This is a genomic window from Plantibacter sp. MDV22-iso1, assembly GCF_058408345.1.
The window spans coordinates 1,421,001-1,438,665 of record NZ_JBZVDY010000001.1; the positions used below are offsets into that span (position 1 = coordinate 1,421,001).

At 70.4% G+C, this 17,665-nt stretch carries 14 protein-coding genes; 5 read left to right on the forward strand and 9 right to left on the reverse strand.

What is annotated here, in order from left to right; all coding sequences use genetic code 11:
- Positions 1 to 2: 2 nt before the first annotated feature.
- The 4 genes from AC4PMY_RS06855 to AC4PMY_RS06870 form a co-directional block, all read right to left on the reverse strand.
- Positions 3 to 1,055: an ABC transporter permease gene (locus AC4PMY_RS06855; RefSeq protein ID WP_137242513.1), complete on the reverse strand. Its 1,053-nt coding sequence runs from the start codon at positions 1,053 to 1,055 to the stop codon at positions 3 to 5.
- Between the two features lie 2 nt (positions 1,056 to 1,057).
- The gene (locus tag AC4PMY_RS06860) at positions 1,058 to 2,650 is read right to left on the reverse strand and encodes an ABC transporter substrate-binding protein (RefSeq protein ID WP_491622300.1); all 1,593 of its coding nucleotides are present in this window, start codon (positions 2,648 to 2,650) and stop codon (positions 1,058 to 1,060) included.
- A 106-nt stretch (positions 2,651 to 2,756) separates the two neighbouring features.
- Positions 2,757 to 4,361 (reverse strand): hydantoinase/oxoprolinase N-terminal domain-containing protein, encoded by a 1,605-nt coding sequence (locus AC4PMY_RS06865; protein WP_064296013.1) that lies wholly within the window; start codon positions 4,359 to 4,361, stop codon positions 2,757 to 2,759.
- Positions 4,358 to 5,494 carry an S-methyl thiohydantoin desulfurase family protein gene (locus tag AC4PMY_RS06870; protein WP_064296014.1) on the reverse strand — a complete coding sequence of 379 codons (1,137 nt, stop codon included), beginning with the start codon at positions 5,492 to 5,494 and terminating at the stop codon, positions 4,358 to 4,360. Before AC4PMY_RS06870 ends, AC4PMY_RS06865 begins: the two co-directional genes overlap by 4 nt.
- 73 nt (positions 5,495 to 5,567) lie before the next feature.
- Between AC4PMY_RS06870 and AC4PMY_RS06875 the strand changes: the two genes are divergently transcribed.
- Positions 5,568 to 7,067, forward strand: a complete 1,500-nt coding sequence (locus tag AC4PMY_RS06875; RefSeq protein WP_064296015.1) for a PucR family transcriptional regulator — start codon at positions 5,568 to 5,570, stop codon at positions 7,065 to 7,067.
- Between the two features lie 51 nt (positions 7,068 to 7,118).
- On the opposite strand, the gene AC4PMY_RS06880 is transcribed toward AC4PMY_RS06875, so the two are convergent.
- Positions 7,119 to 7,967 (reverse strand): alpha/beta fold hydrolase, encoded by an 849-nt coding sequence (locus AC4PMY_RS06880; protein ID WP_491622301.1) that lies wholly within the window; start codon positions 7,965 to 7,967, stop codon positions 7,119 to 7,121.
- A gap of 156 nt (positions 7,968 to 8,123) precedes the next feature.
- Here AC4PMY_RS06880 and AC4PMY_RS06885 point away from each other — a divergent pair, with 156 nt between their 5' ends.
- The gene (locus AC4PMY_RS06885) at positions 8,124 to 8,771 is read left to right on the forward strand and encodes a pyridoxal 5'-phosphate synthase (protein WP_491622302.1); all 648 of its coding nucleotides are present in this window, start codon (positions 8,124 to 8,126) and stop codon (positions 8,769 to 8,771) included.
- A 27-nt stretch (positions 8,772 to 8,798) separates the two neighbouring features.
- Here AC4PMY_RS06885 and AC4PMY_RS06890 read toward each other — a convergent pair whose 3' ends face one another.
- Together AC4PMY_RS06890 and AC4PMY_RS06895 are read right to left on the reverse strand one after the other, a co-directional pair.
- A complete protein-coding gene (locus AC4PMY_RS06890; protein ID WP_491622303.1) occupies positions 8,799 to 11,672 on the reverse strand; it encodes an MMPL family transporter in 2,874 nt (957 codons plus the stop codon).
- Between the two features lie 63 nt (positions 11,673 to 11,735).
- Positions 11,736 to 12,383: a TetR/AcrR family transcriptional regulator gene (locus AC4PMY_RS06895; RefSeq protein ID WP_491622304.1), complete on the reverse strand. Its 648-nt coding sequence runs from the start codon at positions 12,381 to 12,383 to the stop codon at positions 11,736 to 11,738.
- Positions 12,384 to 12,560: 177 nt separating this feature from the next.
- Here AC4PMY_RS06895 and AC4PMY_RS06900 point away from each other — a divergent pair, with 177 nt between their 5' ends.
- Both AC4PMY_RS06900 and AC4PMY_RS06905 read left to right on the forward strand, forming a co-directional pair.
- Positions 12,561 to 12,863, forward strand: coding sequence for a hypothetical protein (locus tag AC4PMY_RS06900; RefSeq protein ID WP_491622305.1), 303 nt, complete (start codon positions 12,561 to 12,563; stop codon positions 12,861 to 12,863).
- Positions 12,864 to 13,010: 147 nt separating this feature from the next.
- A complete protein-coding gene (locus tag AC4PMY_RS06905; protein WP_491622306.1) occupies positions 13,011 to 14,237 on the forward strand; it encodes an MFS transporter in 1,227 nt (408 codons plus the stop codon).
- Positions 14,238 to 14,262: 25 nt separating this feature from the next.
- Here the strand turns inward: AC4PMY_RS06905 and AC4PMY_RS06910 are convergent, their stop codons facing one another.
- Both AC4PMY_RS06910 and AC4PMY_RS06915 read right to left on the reverse strand, forming a co-directional pair.
- Positions 14,263 to 15,132 (reverse strand): helix-turn-helix transcriptional regulator, encoded by an 870-nt coding sequence (locus AC4PMY_RS06910; protein WP_197479076.1) that lies wholly within the window; start codon positions 15,130 to 15,132, stop codon positions 14,263 to 14,265.
- 113 nt (positions 15,133 to 15,245) lie between these two features.
- Positions 15,246 to 16,412, reverse strand: coding sequence for a hypothetical protein (locus AC4PMY_RS06915; RefSeq protein WP_491622307.1), 1,167 nt, complete (start codon positions 16,410 to 16,412; stop codon positions 15,246 to 15,248).
- A gap of 218 nt (positions 16,413 to 16,630) precedes the next feature.
- On the opposite strand from AC4PMY_RS06915, the gene ppk2 reads away from it, so the two are divergent.
- Positions 16,631 to 17,455 carry a polyphosphate kinase 2 gene (gene ppk2 / locus AC4PMY_RS06920; protein WP_071261709.1) on the forward strand — a complete coding sequence of 275 codons (825 nt, stop codon included), beginning with the start codon at positions 16,631 to 16,633 and terminating at the stop codon, positions 17,453 to 17,455.
- Positions 17,456 to 17,665 lie beyond the last annotated feature (210 nt).

Below are 17,665 nucleotides of genomic sequence, written 5' to 3' on the forward strand. Positions count from 1 at the left end.
GCTCAGCCCTCCGTGATCGAGGAGCGCGGATCGATCGTCGCGAGCGCGATGTCGATGAGGAGGTTGAGGCCGAGGACGAGGATCGCGTACACGAGGACGATGCCCTGGATCATCGGGTAGTCCTTCGAGGTGATCGACGAGACGATGCTCGTCCCGAGGCCGGGGATGGCGAAGACCGTCTCGATGAGCACGGTGCCGGCGACCATGCCCGTGAGGATGATGCCGCCGATCGTGAGCGTCGAGGTCACCATGTTCGGCAGCGCGTGCCGCAGGTAGACGAGGTGTGTCGGGAGGCGCTTGCTCCGTGCCGTGGTCATGTACGGCATCTCGAGGACGGCCAGCATCTCCACGTGCACGATGCGGGCCAGGTAGGCCATCGGACCGACCGCGAGGGCCACCACCGGCAGGATCGCCTGGTCGAAGCCTCCCCAGCCGGCGGCCGGGAGCACCTTGAGCCCGATGCTGAACACCGCGATGAGACCGACGGCGAGCAGGAGGCTCGGGATGGCGATGAGCACGCCGAGCAGACCCGAGACGCCGAGGTCGGCGAGGCGACGGCGGCCGGTGCGCGAGGACACCGCGGTCGCGACGCCGATGGGGAAGGCGCCGATCGCCGCGAGGAGGAAGGACGCGACCGCGAGGGTGAGCGTCACCGGGAAGCGCTGCGCGATCGTGTCGGCGACCGGCCGCTGCGACCCGATCGCCGTGCCGAAGTCGCCGCGGAACAGCCCGCTGACGTAGTTGACGAACTGCTCCGGCACCGGCACATTCAGGCCGAGATCGGCGCGCGTCCGCTCGACGAGTTCCGGGGTCGCACTGTTCCCGAGCGCAGCCCGCACCGGGTCGCCCGGCACGAGCTGCACGATCAGGAACGTCGCGACGATGACGATGGCGAGGGAGACGAGCACCCGGCCGAGTCGTCGGAGGATGAACGAGGTCCGCGGGGAGAGTCCGCCGAGGACGCCGCGACCCCCTCGACGCGCGACCGCCGGGCCGCCGGGGCCCGTGGCCGGGTCGGTGGCCTGCTCGGTGGTCACGGTCGAGGGGATCGTCATGATCAGCCGACCATCCGGATGCTCGTCGGGCGGATGAAGTTCGGACGCTCGACCTCGGCGCCGTTCAGGTACAGGAAGTCCTGCGCGTCGGCGATCGGGAACACGTCCGTCCGCTCGATGAGCTTCGCCTCGGCCTGCTGCCAGAGGTCGCAGGTCTCCTCAGGGCTGGCCGTCTTGGCCTGCTCGGCGAGCGCGTCGTACTCCGGGTTGTCGACGAACATGAAGTTGTTGCCGCCCTTGTCGGGGGTCTCGCCACCGAAGAAGGTGTTCACGATGACCGGTCCGCCGGGAGCGATCTGCACGAAGCCGGTGTCCCAGTCGAAGGTCGAGAACAGCTGCTCGGACCAGGCGTTCGCGTCGTTGCCCGAGAGCTCCGTCGTGACGCCCAGCTCGTCCCAGGTCTGCTGCACGAGCTCGGCCGCTGCCGCGTGGCTCGGGGTGGCCGCGTCGTAGATGAACTTGATCGTCAGCGGTTCGCCGTCCTTCGACCGCTTGCCGTCGGAACCGAGCGTCCAGCCCGCCTCGTCGAGCAGCTCGCCGGACTTCTCGACGTCCGTCTCGGGGAGCGTCCACTGCGGACCGTCGGCGACGCAGAGGTAGGGGCTCTTCACGACGAGCGACTTCGACTCCTCGGCGGTGCCGTCGGTGACGACCTCACCGACCTGCTCGCGGTCGATCGCGGTGACGAGGGCCTCGCGGACGAGCGGGTCGGAGGTGGGGCGCTCCGGGCGCTCGTTGAAGAGCATCTCGCCGATCGGGTTGCGCACGCCCTCGCTGCCGAGACCGGCGGCTTCGACGCGGTCCTGGTCGGCGCCGCCGATGCTCGCGGCGTTCACGTCACCGGAGAGCAGCAGGTTCGCGGCGGTCCCGGGGTCGGTGACGACGCGGACCTCGAAGGTGTCCGGCAGGCCCTTGGTGTCGCTCGTGACGTCCTCGGGACCCCAGGTGTAGTCGTCGCGCTTCGTGAAGGTGTAGCTGGAGCCGGGGGTCGCCTTGTCGAGGGTGAAGAGGCCGGTGCCGTTCATCGTCTCGACGAGGGAGTCGGGGTCGTCGAGGCCGGCCTGGCAGACCATCTCGACGGTGCCCGTGTTGGCGAGGATGAACGGGTCGGGCGTCGCGCTCGTGACGGTGAGCTGGTTGCCGTCGGCGGTCGCGGTCATCCGCTCGGAGACCTGCGCGCCGTAGTAGAAGGTCGCGTTGGCCGGGTCGGCGTTGTAGGTGATGTTCGCCGCGGCGGTCTCCGCGGTGAAGGGGGTGCCGTCGGCGCAGGTGATGCCGTCCTTGAGCGTGTAGGTGATGGAGGTGGAGGTGGCGTCCTCCTCCCAGCTCTCGGCCAGCCAGGGCAGGAGCTCGCCGTCGGCGTTGACGTACACGAGCGACTCGTAGTGGAAGCTGATGATCTCTCGGGCCTCGAGGCTGATGCCCGTCATGGGGACGAGGCTGCCCGGGTCGCCGCTCATGGCGGTGACGAAGGTGCCGCCGGAGACGTACTCGCCGGAGGAATCGGAGGATTGCGAGGAGGTGCACGCGGTGAGGGCCACCGCGGTGAGGGCCGCGGTGGCGAGTGCCGCCGCGGCTTTCCGCTTGCTGTTCATGCTGGATCCTTCGTACTCGGGTGGCCGTGGTGCGCGGGTGGCCGGATCAGATGGGGTGAGGTGCCGTGCTGGTGCTGGTGGAGAGCGGTGCTGGTGCGGTGGTGCGTCAGATGCGCTGTCGGGTCGCCGTGCCGATGCGGGCGAGGGGCCCCGCCGCCTTCACGGAGACCTTCAGGGTGGGACGGGTGGCGTACGAGACGGGGGTCTCGAGCACGTCGACGATCTCGACCGAGCGCGGGTCTGCGCCGGCCTGGATCGCCTTCTCGATCGCGGAGCGTCCTGCCTCCTCGATGGCGGCTGCGCGGTCGGCGAAGTCGCAGAGCTGATCGGAGCGCCCACCGGCGAGCGCGATGGCCGCGCCCACGGCGTTGGCGACGTTGCCGCGCGCCGGGCGCAGGACCTCGCTCGCGCCGAGGACGGCGTCCGGGACGAGGAATCCTCCGCCGCCGACGACGACGAGCGGGAGGCCGGTACGGCCGAGCGACATGCGCTCGACGGCGGACTCGATGCGTTCGTGGGCGACGCCGAGCGCGTGCTCGAGTGCCTGGCGGGTCGCGCGGTCGAGGGGCGGCAGCTCGCGGTCGGCGATGCCGAACTGGAGCGAGGCCGCGTCGGTGAGGGTCGGGGTGGTGCCGCCGAACAGCAGCGCCTCCTCGGTGAGCCGGTAGCCGACCGAGTCGTGCCGCGGGACACCGGTCGCGGTGTCGACGATCGTGCCGCCGCCGAGGCCGACGCTCAGGATGTCGGGCATGCGGAAGTTCGTCCGGACGCCACCGACCTCGCGGGGCAGGGTCGACTCACGTGGGAACCGGTCGACGAGCACGCCGAGGTCGCTCGTCGTGCCGCCGACGTCGATGATGATCGCGTTGTCGGCACCGGAGAGGAACGCGGCACCGCGGATGGAGTTCGCCGGCCCGGAGCCGATCGTGAGCACCGGGTAGCGCGCCGCGTACTCGACGGCCATGAGCGTGCCGTCGTTCTGGGCGAAGTAGGTCGTCGCGTCGAGTCGCTCCTCGGCGACGACGGTCGTGAGCGCGTTCGTGACGTCGCGGGCGACGGCGTAGAGGGACGCGTTGAGGACGGTCGCGTTCTCGCGCTCCAGCAACCCGAGCGCGCCGATCTCGTGGCTCAGCGACACCGGGATGTCGACCCCGACGTGATCCTGGACGAGCGCCTCGACCTCGAGCTCCTGCTCGGGGAACGAGGGGCTGAAGATCCCGCAGACGGCGACGGCGTCGAAGGTGCCGGCCAGGGCGTCGAGCTCCCGGCGGATCAGGTCGCGGTCGAGCGGGGCGATCGGGTAGCCGTCGACGAGGTGGCCGCCGCCGGCGAGGATGCTCCCCGCGAGGACGACGTCGCGCAGTTCCCGCGGCCAGCCGGCGAGCGGTGGGAGCGAGGTGGCGGCGGGCGAGCCGAGCCGGATGACGACGACGCGTCCGAGGTCGCGGCGGTTGACGATCGCGTTCGTCGCGTGGGTGGTGCCGAGCATGACGCGGGTGACGAGGCCGCGGTCGTCACCGAGCTGGTCGAGGACCTCGGCGAGCGCCGCCCGGATGCCGCCGGTGACGTCGCGGGTGGTGGGCTGCTTCGTCCACGAGACGACCTCGCCCGTGCCCGAGAGCGCGACGGCGTCGGTGTTGGTCCCGCCGACGTCGATGCCGATCGCGAGTTCACCCGAGGTGTCGGTGACGGTGCTGGTGCCGGCGCTCATCGGGTCGCTCCAATGGTCTCGTCGGCGCTCACGCCGAACGGCTCGTAGTCGAGGTCGTAGCCGAACGCGCGCGGACCGGCGAGTTCGAGGCCGCGCTCGGTGCGCCACAGTGGATCGCACGCCCAGGCGAGGACGCTCACCCGTTGTCCGAAGCGCAGCATCTCGGTGGAGATCGCGTCGCCCGTCTCGGAGTCGACGATCGTGACGAGGTCGGGGACGCTGACGATGACCGCTCCGTCCTCCATCACGACGAGGTTCTCGTTCTGGATCTCCACGCGGGTGAGGCGACCGCGGTGCTCGCCGATCCCCTCGACCGTGACGGAGCCGCGGGTGAACCCGCCCTCGGTGCGGCGCTCGATGTCGACGACCTTGCCACCGGTGATGAGGGATGCGCCGAGTTCGTCCGTGAGTGCACCGACGGGGTCGGTGGCGGTGAGGAGCCGTCGCCCGACCTGCACGGCGCGACTGACGCTGCCCTCGATGACCGCGCCGCGGACGGTGTCGCGGTCCATGACGTAGTTGGCGCCGATCGAGATCGCTCCGCTGGCCACGGTGAGGGCGCGGGCGTGGCGCTCGAGCCAGGCGAGGCTGACCGGCCGCAGGATCGAGACGTTGCCGATCACGTCGCTGAGGACCGCGTACCCGGGCGGGAGGTTCGCGACGTTCATCGCGGTCATCGGCGCTTCCGGGAAGGCACGTCCCATGCCGTCGGCGTCGAGGATGCTGAGGCCGAGGCTCGCGGCCCAGCCGACGGGCCCGACGCCGTTGCTGCCGCCGATCTCCGTCGCCATGATCGTGGTGATGCGCTTGCCCGTGAGGCGCTCGATCTCCTCGACGATGATCTCGGCCTGGCCGCTCGCGCCGAGCATCTCGAAGCCCACCGAAGGGGCACCGATGCCGGACATGGCGACGACCACGTCGTCCGCGTCGAGGTCGGCGACCTGTTTGACGGGGACCGGACCGAACCGCTCCAGGGCGATCTCGACGCCGAGCTGCGGGGTCTGCACCGCGCCGCCGCCGCCGGTGCCGAAGATGGCGCATCCTGCGGCGAGCGCCGGCACGTCGGCCAGGGTGATGCTGGTGATCGGCGTGGCCGACGCTGCGGAGCGTGCAGCGGGGTGGTTCGTTGACATGTACCGAGCGTAGGCAGGGTGGGGAATCACGACAATGTTCCCGTAGCCCACACAATCGGGGCAGAATGTGCTCATGGCCCAAGTCACCGTTGCGGACGTCATCCTCCAAGCCGAGCATCTCGGCGCCCGTTGCGTAGCCGGTGCACCCGCGGGCGTGCCGGTCACCGGCGTCGAGATCCTCGCGCTCGATGAGTTGAACGACGCGACCGAGCACTCCATCGCCATCGTGACGACCCCCGACGGTGCCGTCCCGAGGCCGTACCAGGTCGACATCGCCATCCGCCGGGCCATCGCCGCGGGCTGTGCCGGCCTCGTGTTCGTCGGTGCGTTCCCGGTCGCTGAGACCTCACGGGCTCTCGCGGATCGCGGTGGTCTGCCGGTGATCATGAGCGAGGGCATCGCCTCCGACCTCGCCGTGCTCATGGACCGCACCATCCGCGGCGGGGCCGAGGAGGCGATGTCGCGCGCCGAGTTCGCGATCCAGCGGGTGATCAGCGCGTCCGCGGCCGAAGCGGAGCAGGCGTCGGGTGTCGGCGTACGGGAGGCGATCCTCGAGGTCGCCAGCACGACGCTCGGGGTGCCGGTCACGCTCGTCGAGGATGCGAGTGCCAGCTGGCTCGAACCCGACGCGGTGTGCATCGGTGAGATCCCGATCGGCCGGGTCCACGCCGAGCGTGACGACCCGGCGGCGGCGATCGCCCTCCCGGTCATCGCCTCCGTCCTCTCGCGCGCCCTGCAACGGGAGCTGCACGGACGGTTCGGTTCGGTGCGCTCGCGGGCGGAGCTCATCATCGAGCTGATCTTCGCCGAGTCGTCCCGCATCGACGGCTTCGCGATGGACGCGGTCCGCGCCGGGCTGCCGTTGCAGCTGTCGCACGCGGTGGCGTGGCTGACCCCGAAGCACGCGAGCGATCCCGACCGCAGGGCGCCCACCGTCCTCGCACCGTCCGTCGAGCTCTTCGCGCTGCAACTCGTCGACCAGCGCGAGGAGCAGTGGCACCTCGCGATGCGGCGTGACGAGATCGTCGTCATCGCATCGGAGGAGCTCGGCGCACCCGACCACCAGCGGCGCCTGCGCGATGTGATGGAGCGGATCGTCGCGCACGCCGCGACGATCGCGGGGCCGGAGTGGACGTTCACCGTCGGGCTCGGGACGCCGCAGAGCGGGGCGGCGGGGCTCCGGCAGTCGGCGACCGAGGCGCGGGTCGCTGCGGAGGCCGCCATCGCGGGTGGTCGCTTCGGCACCATGGAGGCGACGGACGTCACCGGGCTGCGGCGGGTGCTCCTCGACTTCTACGCCTCACCGCTCAGCCGGACGCTGCTCGACGACATCCTCTCACCGCTCGACGCCCTCGGGCCGGAGCGGGCCACGATCTCGGTGCGGACGCTGCTCGCGTACCTCAGCCATCGCAACTCGCTGGCGCGTGCCGGGGCGGAACTGAACCTGCATCCGAACGCGGTGAACTACCGGATCCGGCGCATCGAGCAGTCGCTCGAACTCGACCTCGCCGACCCCGACGTCCGCTTCGCCGCGGAACTCGCCTGCCGGGTGCGCCTCATCGGCATGCCGTGAGGTGAGGCGAATCGTCGTTCTCGGGCGTCCAGTGCGACGAATCGCCTCATCTCAGCCCTGCGACGACGCGCTCCTCGCGACCCGGACGATGCCGGCGGCGAGCGTCGGCCAGAGCTCGGCGGGGATGAGATGCCCCATGCCGGGGAGGACGTGGAGCTCGGCCGCCGGCATCGCCTGAGCGATGTCCACGGCGGAGGACCAGTGCAAGACGTCGTCCTCGCGACCGTGGAGCACGAGCGTCGGTACGGTCACGTCGCGCAGTCGCTCGAGTCGCTCCGGCGCACGCAGGAGCGCCGCCCACTGCCGGCTGAAGCCCTCTGGCGCGTAGCCACGATCGTAGGCCTCACCTGTCGCCCACACCTCCCAGGCGGTGTCCGGCTGGTAGCGCGCGCCGGGCACGGGTGCGGCGAGCTCCGCCATCGCGGCGACGGACTCCTCCCGGGTGTACCGCACCGGCTCGACGAGCAGCTCGGGCCGCTCGCCGTGCAGGATGTAGCGCGGGTCCTGGCCGGGGATCGTGGACAGCAGGCCGAGGCTCAGCACGCGCTCCGGGTGGTCGAGAGCGACCATCTGCGCCATCATGCCGCCCATCGAGTGCCCGACGAGGTGCGCCTGTTCGACCCCGAGGTGGTCGAGCACCCGCAGGACGTCGTCGCCCATGTCGCCGAGCGAGTACCCGCCGTCGAGGTCGGTCTCGCCGCCGAACCGCTGCGAGAAGCCGACGTCGCGGTTGTCGAACCGCACGACCCGGAAGCCCTCGTCCACGAGCATTCTCCGGAACGGATCGCGCCAGGTGAGCAGCTGCGCGCCGCCGCCGGCGATGAGCACGATCACCGGGTGGGCGGGGTCGCCCTCCACCTCGCAGTAGATCGAGACGTCGTCGGTGTCGGTGTACGGCATGCGGTGCTCACTCTCTCGGAGGTGCGCCCTGGCGGGCGGTTCGAGGCTAGCCCGCGGCCTGTCCGGGCACCATGTGCCCGGACACCACGGTTCCGGAGGAGACTGTGCCGACGCCCCAGTCGTCGGTACCGAGGGCAACGCGGGTAGGCTCGCGACATGAGCGCCGAACCCCTCTCCGGAGACGACACCCTGCAGCTGCCCGAGTTCGAGACCCCGCCCGCCGAGCCCATGCTGCTCGCTCAGCAGTGGCTCGCCGCAGCGATCGAGCGGGACGTCAGCGAACCCCGATCGATGACCCTCGCGACCGCCACCTCGGCGGGCGTCGTGAGCGCGCGCACCGTCGATGTGAAGACTCTCGACGATCGCGGCCTGATCTTCGGCTCCTCGACCGAGAGCCGGAAGGGCGGGCAGCTCGCCGAGAATCCGAGCGCCGCCCTTCAGGTGTACTGGCGCGAGACGATGCAGCAGCTCCGCTTCGAGGGCCGCGTCGAGCAGTTGAGCGACGAGGAGTCCGACGCCTTGTTCGCCGACCGCTCGCCCAAGTCACGAGCGGCGACGGCGGTCGCCCACCAGTCGACGCCGTTCCGCGACGGCCCGGAGGAGACCCTCGACGCCCTCATCGCGCGGGCCGACGAGCTGCTCGAGCGCGAGGGCGACGACGTCCCCCGCCCGGCCACCTGGGTCGGGTTCCGGCTCGTCCCCGACATGGTCGAGTTCTGGCACGCCAGCCGCGACCGCATGCACCGGCGCCTCCGCTACCTCGCGGCCGACGGCGGCTGGATCGTGGACCGCCTGCAGCCGTAGCGGAGAGGCGACCACCGGCCGCCCGCGCTACCTCGGCGCGCGGACGACCACGACGCCACCGACGGGCGGCTCGACGACCGCGGTGCCGTTGTCGGCGTCGACCGCGATGACGTAGGCACCGACGGCCACGCGCTGCACACCGGCGGTCGCCGGGTGCACGACGACGTCGAGCCCGGGCTCCACCCGGGAGACCTGCCGGTCGGCCGGGTCGGGGTCCGTCGTGAGCACGTGCGCCGGGTGCGTCCGCTCGGCCGCCGCCGCCTCCCGGCGGGTCAGCTCACTCGACGGCGCGGCCACGTGTGCGGCCGTCCCCGCGGTCACGCCGGCTCCGAGGGCCGCCGTCTCCGCGCCGTCGACCGCGTTCCGCGGCTCGCCGCTCGACGGGGCGGTCGCGACCGAACCCGTGTCATGCGGGTGGCTGCGCTCGAGCGCGGCACCCTCGACGTCGACGTTCGGGAGGATGCGGTCGAGCCACTTCGGGATCCACCAGGCGCTCTTCCCGAGCAGGTGCATGACCGCCGGGATGAGGAGCATGCGGACGACGAACGCGTCGACGAGCACACCGAACGCCAGACCGAACCCGATCGACCGGATCATCGCCGAGTGGGAGAAGATGAACCCGCCGAAGACGGAGATCATGATGATCGCCGCCGCCACGACGACCGTGCGGCCGGCGTGCAGCCCGCGCTGGACCGCCAGGCGCGCCGGGGCACCGTGGGCGAACGCCTCGCGCATGCCGGACACGAGGAACAGCTGGTAGTCCATCGCGAGCCCGAAGAGGATGCCGATCAGGATCGTCGGCAGGAAGCTCAGGATGGGTCCCGGGTCGTGCACGCCGAACACCGGTCCGAGCCAGCCCCACTGGAAGATCGCCGTGATGCCACCGAAGGTCGCCGCGAGCGACAGCATGAAGCCGAGCGTCGCCGTGAGCGGCACGAGGATCGAGCGGAACACGAGGATCATGATGATCAGCGACAGACCGACCACGAGCGCCAGGTAGAGCGGGAGGGCGTCGGACAGCTGCTTCGAGACGTCGATGTTGCCGCTCGCACTGCCGGCCACGCCGAGCTCGACGTCACCCGACAGCGGCGAGAGGTCGCGCAGGTCGCGGACGAGCTGCTCCGTGGAGACCGCGTTCGGGCCCTCCTTCGGGATCACCTGGAAGGCGAGCACGGAGTTGTCGTCCGATGCGCCCACCGGTGCGACGGCCTTCACGTCGTCCTGGTCGGCGATCTCCTGGCCGATCCGCACCTGCTCCTCGAGGACCTCCTCGTCGGTGGCGGCGTCGGGCAGCGTGGCGACGACGAGCAGCGGCCCGTTGACGCCGGCACCGAACTTGTCCTCGATGAGTGTGTAGGACTGGTACTGCGTCGAGTCGACGGCTTCCGAGCTGCCGTCCGGCAGGCCGAGGCGCATGTCGAGCGCGGGGATCGCGACGACGCCGAGCACGACGAGTCCGGCGACGAGCGTGCCGACGGCGCGCAGCGTGCCCATGGGCTTGGTCGGGACGGCGTCCGGACGCGGCGTGCCGATGGTGCCGCGTGCCTTCCGGCTGAGGATGCGGAGGCCGAGCAGCGACAGCAGGGCGGGCGTCAAGGTGACCGCGAGCAGGATCGCGACGGCGACGCAGATCGCGCCGACGGTGCCCATCAGGCCGAGGAAGGGGATCCCCGTGACGTTGAGCGCCAGCAGCGCGACGAGGACGGTCGATCCGGCGAAGACGACCGCGTTGCCCGAGGTGCCGTTCGCCAGGCCGATGGACTCGTGCAGCTCGACGCCCGCGAGCAGCTGCTTGCGGTGTCGGTTGAGGATGAACAGCGAGTAGTCGATGCCGACCGCGAGCCCGAGCATGACGCCGAGCACCGGCGTGATCGAGAGCATGTCGACGACACCCGAGAGCGAGAGCGACGCGGTGACGCCGACACCGACGCCGACGATCGCGGAGACGAGCGGGAGCGATGCGGCGATGACCGTGCCGAGCATGACGAGCAGCGTGATCGCCGCGATGATGAGGCCGATCGCCTCACCCACGCCGAACAGCTGCGGCAGGCTCTGCGCGAGCTCGTTCGAGAACTCGACCTCGACGCCCGACGGGACGTCCTCCTTCACCTGGTCGATGACCGACTGCTTCGTCTCCGGCGTGACCTCCTGCTGACGCTTGTCGAAGACGACGTTCGCGACCGCTGTGGTGTCGTCGGTCGAGACGGTGCGGATGCCCGAGGAGAGGTCGAGGAGCTGGGAGGAGAGCTCGAGCTTCGTGCTCTGCTCGTCGAGCTTCGCGAGGTTCTCGGTGATGGTGGCCTGCTGGGCGTCGAGCGCCGTCTGCTGCTGCGTGATGGCGGTCTGCTGGGCGTCGAACTGGGCCTGTGCGGCGGCCGGGAGCGTGCCGCCGGCGGCCTGCTGCGCCTGCGCGAGCGCGGCGCTCAGCTGGGTCTGCGCGTCGGTCAGCTGCTGCTGTCCGGCGTCGAGCTGCGTCTGGCCGTCGGTCAGCTGGGTGCGGCCGTCGTCGATCTGCGTCTTGCCGTCGGAGATCTGCTTCGCCTGGTCGGCGATCGTCTCCTGCGTCTCGAAGGGGTTGACCGTGGTGTCGACGCCCTTCAGGTCGGCCGTCTCGTCGAGCAGCTCGCCGATCGCGGTCTTCTGGCTGTCGGTGAAGGCGTCGCCATCCTTCGTGTGGAACACCATCGCCCCCGTGCCGCCGGACGCGCTCGGGAACGACTCCTCGAGCTGGTCGGTGACCTTCGCCGTCGGCGTGCCCGGGATGGTGACGGCGCTCGAGAGGGTGCCGCCGAAGGCGAGGAACGCGCCGACCGAGATGCCGAGGATCACGATCCAGGAGATGAGGACGGCCCACGCGCGACGCGCGGAGAAGCGTCCGAGGCGATACAGCAGTTCAGCCAAGGGAGTCTCGATTCTTCGGGAGGTGTTGCAGGTGTCGTGTGCGGGGACGGAACGGGAAGCGGGTCAGTGCGTGGACGCGTAGCCGGTGCGGACGCTCGCGATGAGCCGTTCCAGCAGGTCGGTCCAGAGGGCACGGGCTTCATCGTCCGTGGTGGCGCCGGTACTCGCGATCCAGTGATGGGCGAGCACTTCGACACCGTGCATGAGGGAGGACACCAGGAAGCCGGCCTCGAGTTCGTCGACGTCGGTGTTGCGCTCGGCCAGTTCGTGGGCGAGCTCCTGGGTGGTGCGGGAGAAGGTGGCCTGGAAGAGCTGCTGCGGGCGCGAGTCGTCGGGTGCGAAGCCGCCGAGCGCGTTCCAGAGGAAGGCGATGACGCGGGGGATGTCGGTCGTGCGGAGCGCTGCGGCGACGTCCTCGAACATCGACACGCGCGACCCGGGGCCTGCCGGTCGTGCGTTGACGGCGGACCGGAAGCTCTCGATCACGACGGCCAGCTCCTCCGTGCAGGAGGTGGTGACGAGGTCGTCGATCGAGGAGAAGTGGTTGAACACCGTGCGGCGCGAGACGTCGGCGCGCTCGGCGATGACGTCGACGTTGAACCCCGCGACGCCCTGCTCCGCGATCATGACGCGGGCCGCGTCGAGGATCGCGCGGTGGTGGCGCGCGCGGAGGGCGGCGCGTCGATCCTCGGCGGGGGCGGTGGTGGACACGTGAGTACACTACGTGCACCGATGCACTCAGTGCAACTTGTTGACACAGTGTTCACCGATCTGCCAGGAAGCGCTCGAATCACCGTCGATTCGTAGACGAATCGTGGCGACTGAGCCATGTGCACCGAGGGCGAGTTAGCCTGGACATCTGGAATTTCAGGAGAGCGGAGGATCGCCGTGAAAACCAACATGGATGCACGCCCCACGAGGTCGACGGGCTGGGTTCACCTGGCGTTCATGGTGGCGTGCGCGCTCGGCATCTCGATTGGAGTGACTGCCATCATCGGCATGTTGCTCGCGGCACTGGCCTTCAGTCAGACGACGACGATCGTCGTCCCGTTCATCGCAACCTTTCACGGGTTCCTGGACACCACCGGAACGCAAGCAGTGACCGTCAGCGGATCGTGGGCCGCCGCAGGGATCCTGGCCATGGTGGCCGCCGCCGCCCTGTCGGCTCTCGCGGCCCGGCGTTGGCGCTGATTTGCCCGAACCTGCACGAATATCCGCGACTTTCGTGCAGGAATGGGCGACTCAGCGACGCCGGGACGGGTGCAGGGATGGACAGATGGTCGGGTCGGGCGGACTGGGCGTCGGGTGGGGAGGTCACGGCTCCGGCAAGCTGAGAGCATGACGACAGACGAGAAGCTCGATGCTCCACGAACGGGCTCGGTCCCCACGACGAACACAGCCGCGTCCGCCGCCCCTCGCACGCGGACCGCCTGGGCGGCCGTCGCCGTCATGATGGCGACGAGCTTCGTGCTCGTGCTCGCCGAGTTCCTGCCGCCGAGCCTGTTGCCGTCGATGGCTGCTTCGCTCGGGATCACCGAGGGTCAGGCCGGTCAGGCCGTCACCGCGACGGCGTTCATCGGCTTCCTCACCGCACCGACGATCGGCATCCTCGTCCCGCGGCTCGACCGCCGCCTCCTGCTCGTCCTGCTCGCGGCGGCCGCCGCGGTGTCGAGCGCGCTCGTCGCGATCTCCGCCGACTTCGTGATGCTGCTCATCGCCCGACTCCTGCTCGGTGCGGCCCTCGGCGCCTTCTGGGCGATGTCGATCGCGATCGCCGCCCGGTTGTCCGCTCCGCACCACCTCGGTCGGGCGATCATGCTCGTGAACACCGGCACCACCGTCGCGACGGTCGCCGGTGTCCCGGTGGGCACCTACCTCGGTTCGGTCATGGACTGGCGCCTCATCTTCGCCGGTGTCGCGGTCATCACCGCGGTGGTGGCCGTCGCACTGCGGCTCGTGCTCCCGCCCGTCGCCCCGGCACCGTCCAGCGGCGGTCTGCGGTCGCTCGTCGACACGCTCCGGGTCCCCGGCATCCGCGTCGGCCTCACGGGGCACATCCTGACCGTCCTCGGCCACTTCATCGCCTTCACCTACATCCGGCTCGCGATCGAGCGGGTGCCGGACCTCGACGCGGCCGGTGTGGCCGTCCTCCTCGCGGCGTTCGGCCTCGGCGGCGTGGTCGGCAACTTCGTGATCGGACTCCTCGTCGACCGCCACCTCGCGGCTCTGCGCTTCGTCGTCCCGGCCTTCATCGGCGTCTCGATCGCGCTCGTGACCCTGTTCCCGGGGCAGCCTTGGATCGTGACCATCGCGATCACCACCTGGGGCATGGGCTTCGGCGCCTGGCTCACGACCCTGAGCACGTGGATGGGGCGCCTCGTGCCGGACCGCATGGAGTCCGGCGGCGGACTCGTCGTCGCGGGGTTCCAGCTCGCGATCACCGTCGGCGCCGGAGCGGGTGGGCTGCTCGTCGACGCGGTCGGCATCGTCCCGGCGCTCACGGTCGCGGCGATCTCCGCGATCGTCGGCGGTGTCGTCTTCGGCTCGGCGCGCACCGCGCGGTGAAGCCGAAGGCCGCCCGGCCGAGCGCCTACGCGGCGAGCGCCGCCTCGGCACGCCAACGGGCGGGCGTCAGGCCCGTGTACCGCTGGAAGGCGCGCGCGAAGCCGTCTTCCGACACGTAGCCGAGGGCACCGGCGAGCTCGGCCACGGACGCGTCGCCCGTGAGGATGAGCCCCTTCGCCGTCTCCATGCGAACGGTCGTGAGGTAGGCGCGCGGTGTGTGCCCGACGACCTCGCGGAACCGTTCGGCGAACGCCGACCGCGACATCATGGCGATGCGGGCGAGCGTCTCGAAGGTCCACGGTCGCCCCGGTTCGGCGTGCAGGGCGTCGAGGACCGCACCGATGTGCGGGTCGCCGATGCGCTGCAACCAGCGCTCCGGTGCGCAGCCGGCCTCGTTCCAGGTGCGCAGCGCGGCCGACACGATCGTGGTCGCGATGCGGCTGCAGATGACGCTGTCGCCCGGCCGCGGACGACCAGCCGCCTGCGGGCAGCCCATACCTTCCAGGAGCGCCACCATCGAGGGCTCCTGCCCGGCGAAATCTGCAACGTACAGGTGCTCGGGCAGCGTCTCCGCCACCTGCTGGCGTTGACCCGGCGGGGTGAACGCGACGTCGAGCAGCTCGGCGTCCTCGAGCGCGACCACCGTCGTGGCGTGGGCGCGAGGGAAGAAGACGAGGTCGCCGGCGTCGAGGTCGCGGGTGCCGTCGGTGGCCGTGAGGCGGACGCGGCCGCTGGAGAGGTAGACGAAGCCGGACGCCGCGTGCGGCCGCCGCAGCGGAACGTTCGCGGCGAGGCGGTCGCGGTCGGTGCCGTGGATCGTCCACTCCAAGCTCGCGAGCGCGCGATCGAAGGTGTCGGTCGCGGGCCCTGCGGGAGCGGTCAGGGTGGTGGTCACACCGTCGTGAACGCGAATGCGTCACCGGATGTTCCGCGACCCTGCACGCTGAGTCGCCCGGATCTGTCCGGTTTCGGAGTGGATCCGAGCAGATTCGGGCGACTCGGTTGCGGCTAGCGCCCGTCGATCACGGACATCAACCCCGCGAAGGCGAAGGCGCCCGGGATGAAGTACAGCAGCGTGCGGGTGACGAGCCAGGTGACCGCACCGACGGCCACCCAGATCGCATGGAAGCGCGCCCGCACCGTGAGGCGACGACCCTCCTCGCCGACGACCGTCTCCTTCCGGGTCCAGACCTGCTCAGCCTCCATGGCGTCCCGTGCCGCCTCGAGGACGCTCTCCGCGTCCTGTCCCGCCACCCGTTCGTCGCGGTACCGCTCGGCCCTCGTGATGAGACGCGGGACGAGGTCGCTGAGGATCGCGTCGACGGCGACCCAGGGGGCGGCGTGCGAGAAGTCGGCGGCCGGCTTACTGAAGAAGACGACCCGATCGTCGACCATCTCCACGTTGTAGTACGCCGCGGTGCTGACGAGCGACGACATCACGTCGGGGGTCAGCACGTATCGCGCGTCCGTTCCGTAGCCGGACGGTGCGTAGACGCGGAACCACCGGTCGAAGTCGCCCTCGAGGGAGATACGGAGGCCCCGGTCGAGGCCCGGCGGCAGGTCGCTGCGGACGGTGTCGTTCGTCGTCGCGTCGAGCAGGAGGTGCGGGAGCGGGGCCGGTAGCTTCACGGTCAGGTAGTGCCAGTCCCGCGACCGCTTCACGTCGTCGACGAGGTTGCCGAACTCGACCCGGTCGCCGACGAACCGCGGGTGGGACGACAGCTGCGGCCCCGGCGTGGTGATGAAGGCGTTGTTGTACTTCCCCGTCGTGGTGATGAGCGAGGAGAACATCGCCCGTCCTTTCGGCTCCTCCCCGAAGCCGTTCGTCACCGCCGTCAGGTGGGTCCGCCACTCGGCGAGGCGTGCCTTCGGGGATGGCGGACGTCGCGACCAGCGGTACAGGAACCAGGCCCCGACGAGGAGACCCGCGAGGACGAGCACGGCGACGACCAACCCGACGACGTCATCGATCTCGACGCGGCCGTCGTGGTACTCGTCGACGCTGACCCCGACCGAGACGAGGGCGATCGCGAGGTACCAGAGGACGAGACTGAAGTAGAGGTGGAAGAGCACTCTCCGCCCGGTGGGCGCCCATTTGGACCGGCCAGAGCGACGCTCGTCCGCCATCGCCGCGGCGACCTCGTGTTCGGGCGCCGTCAGCCACCGCAGTTCCACTGATCCAGATCCCCTCGACGCCCTCGACGTCCAAGCCTAGGACAGCGCGCGCGTGACTATACGCCTGTCGGCACCCGGATGACACACCCCACGGGAATCGGTCGGCAGGCGCAGGCTGGGCGCGAGTGCTGCCCCGCCGGGGCGGGCACCGAGCACTGCACCACCGCGCCGGTCAGGCGTCGAACCAGTCCTCGCGGGGACGGGCGGGAACACACAGCATGTCGAAGGCTCCGAACCGGAACAAGTCGCCCAAACGCATCCGGAAGGACCGCTACGAAGCGGAGCTGGAACGGCTGCAGATCGAACTGGTCGCGATGCAGCGCTGGGTGATCGAGACCGGCGCGCGAGTCGTCGTGGTCTTCGAGGGCCGCGACGCCGCGGGTAAGGGCGGCGCGATCAAGCGCATCGTCCAGTATCTGAACCCGCGTTCGGCGCGGGTCGCCGCGCTGCCGACCCCCGGTGAGCAGGAGCGCGGCCAATGGTACTTCCAGCGGTACATCCAGCACCTGCCGACCGCGGGTGAGATCGTGCTGTTCGACCGCTCCTGGTACAACCGTGCCGGCGTCGAGCGGGTGATGGACTACTGCACTCCGGAGCAGTACCGGCGGTTCCTCCGCCAGACTCCCGTGTTCGAGCGGATGCTCGTCGAGGACGGCATCATCCTCGTCAAGTACTGGTTCTCGGTCTCCGACGAGGTCCAGGAGCAACGGTTCCGCTCGCGCCTCGACGACCCGATGCGCCGCTGGAAGCTGTCCGACACGGACCTCCAGTCGATCACCCGCTGGGAGGACTACTCGCGCGCCAAGGACGAGATGTTCGAGGCCACGGACCACGCGGACGCACCCTGGTGGACGATCGAGAGCGACGACAAGCGGGCGTCCCGGTTGAACGCGATCTCGCACCTGCTCTCTCAGATCCCCTACGAGCAGCGCGCCCCCGAGCCGATCGACATCCCCGCGCGGCCGGGCGCCGACGGGTACGACCGACCCGCGCGCGAACGGTACCGGTACGTGCCGGATCACGCCCACACGCTCGGGAGCTGAGCAGGAGGGCAGGACGGCGGCCTGGAGGAGGAGCACCCCGTAGGGAGGTCGTGAGGATCCGCGCGGAAGGCGTATGGAAACCGTGAGGACCACCGTCGGAGGTCGCTGACGGGTGTTGGCTCTGAGCTGTCCCGAACGGGACACCGCACCACGCACCCGCACCACGCACCCACTGGAGTCCTCTTGCTCGACCTCGTCTACGTGCTCGGC

Bases quoted from the DNA above. Each gene is read 5' to 3' on its own strand.
- AC4PMY_RS06855 (WP_137242513.1), bottom strand. From the start codon at position 1,055: ATGACGATCCCCTCGACCGTGACCACCGAGCAGGCCACCGACCCGGCC.
- AC4PMY_RS06860 (WP_491622300.1), bottom strand. From the start codon at position 2,650: ATGAACAGCAAGCGGAAAGCCGCGGCGGCACTCGCCACCGCGGCCCTC.
- AC4PMY_RS06865 (WP_064296013.1), bottom strand. From the start codon at position 4,361: ATGAGCGCCGGCACCAGCACCGTCACCGACACCTCGGGTGAACTCGCG.
- AC4PMY_RS06870 (WP_064296014.1), bottom strand. From the start codon at position 5,494: ATGTCAACGAACCACCCCGCTGCACGCTCCGCAGCGTCGGCCACGCCG.
- AC4PMY_RS06875 (WP_064296015.1), top strand. From the start codon at position 5,568: ATGGCCCAAGTCACCGTTGCGGACGTCATCCTCCAAGCCGAGCATCTC.
- AC4PMY_RS06880 (WP_491622301.1), bottom strand. From the start codon at position 7,967: ATGCCGTACACCGACACCGACGACGTCTCGATCTACTGCGAGGTGGAG.
- AC4PMY_RS06885 (WP_491622302.1), top strand. From the start codon at position 8,124: ATGAGCGCCGAACCCCTCTCCGGAGACGACACCCTGCAGCTGCCCGAG.
- AC4PMY_RS06905 (WP_491622306.1), top strand. From the start codon at position 13,011: ATGACGACAGACGAGAAGCTCGATGCTCCACGAACGGGCTCGGTCCCC.
- ppk2 (WP_071261709.1), top strand. From the start codon at position 16,631: ATGTCGAAGGCTCCGAACCGGAACAAGTCGCCCAAACGCATCCGGAAG.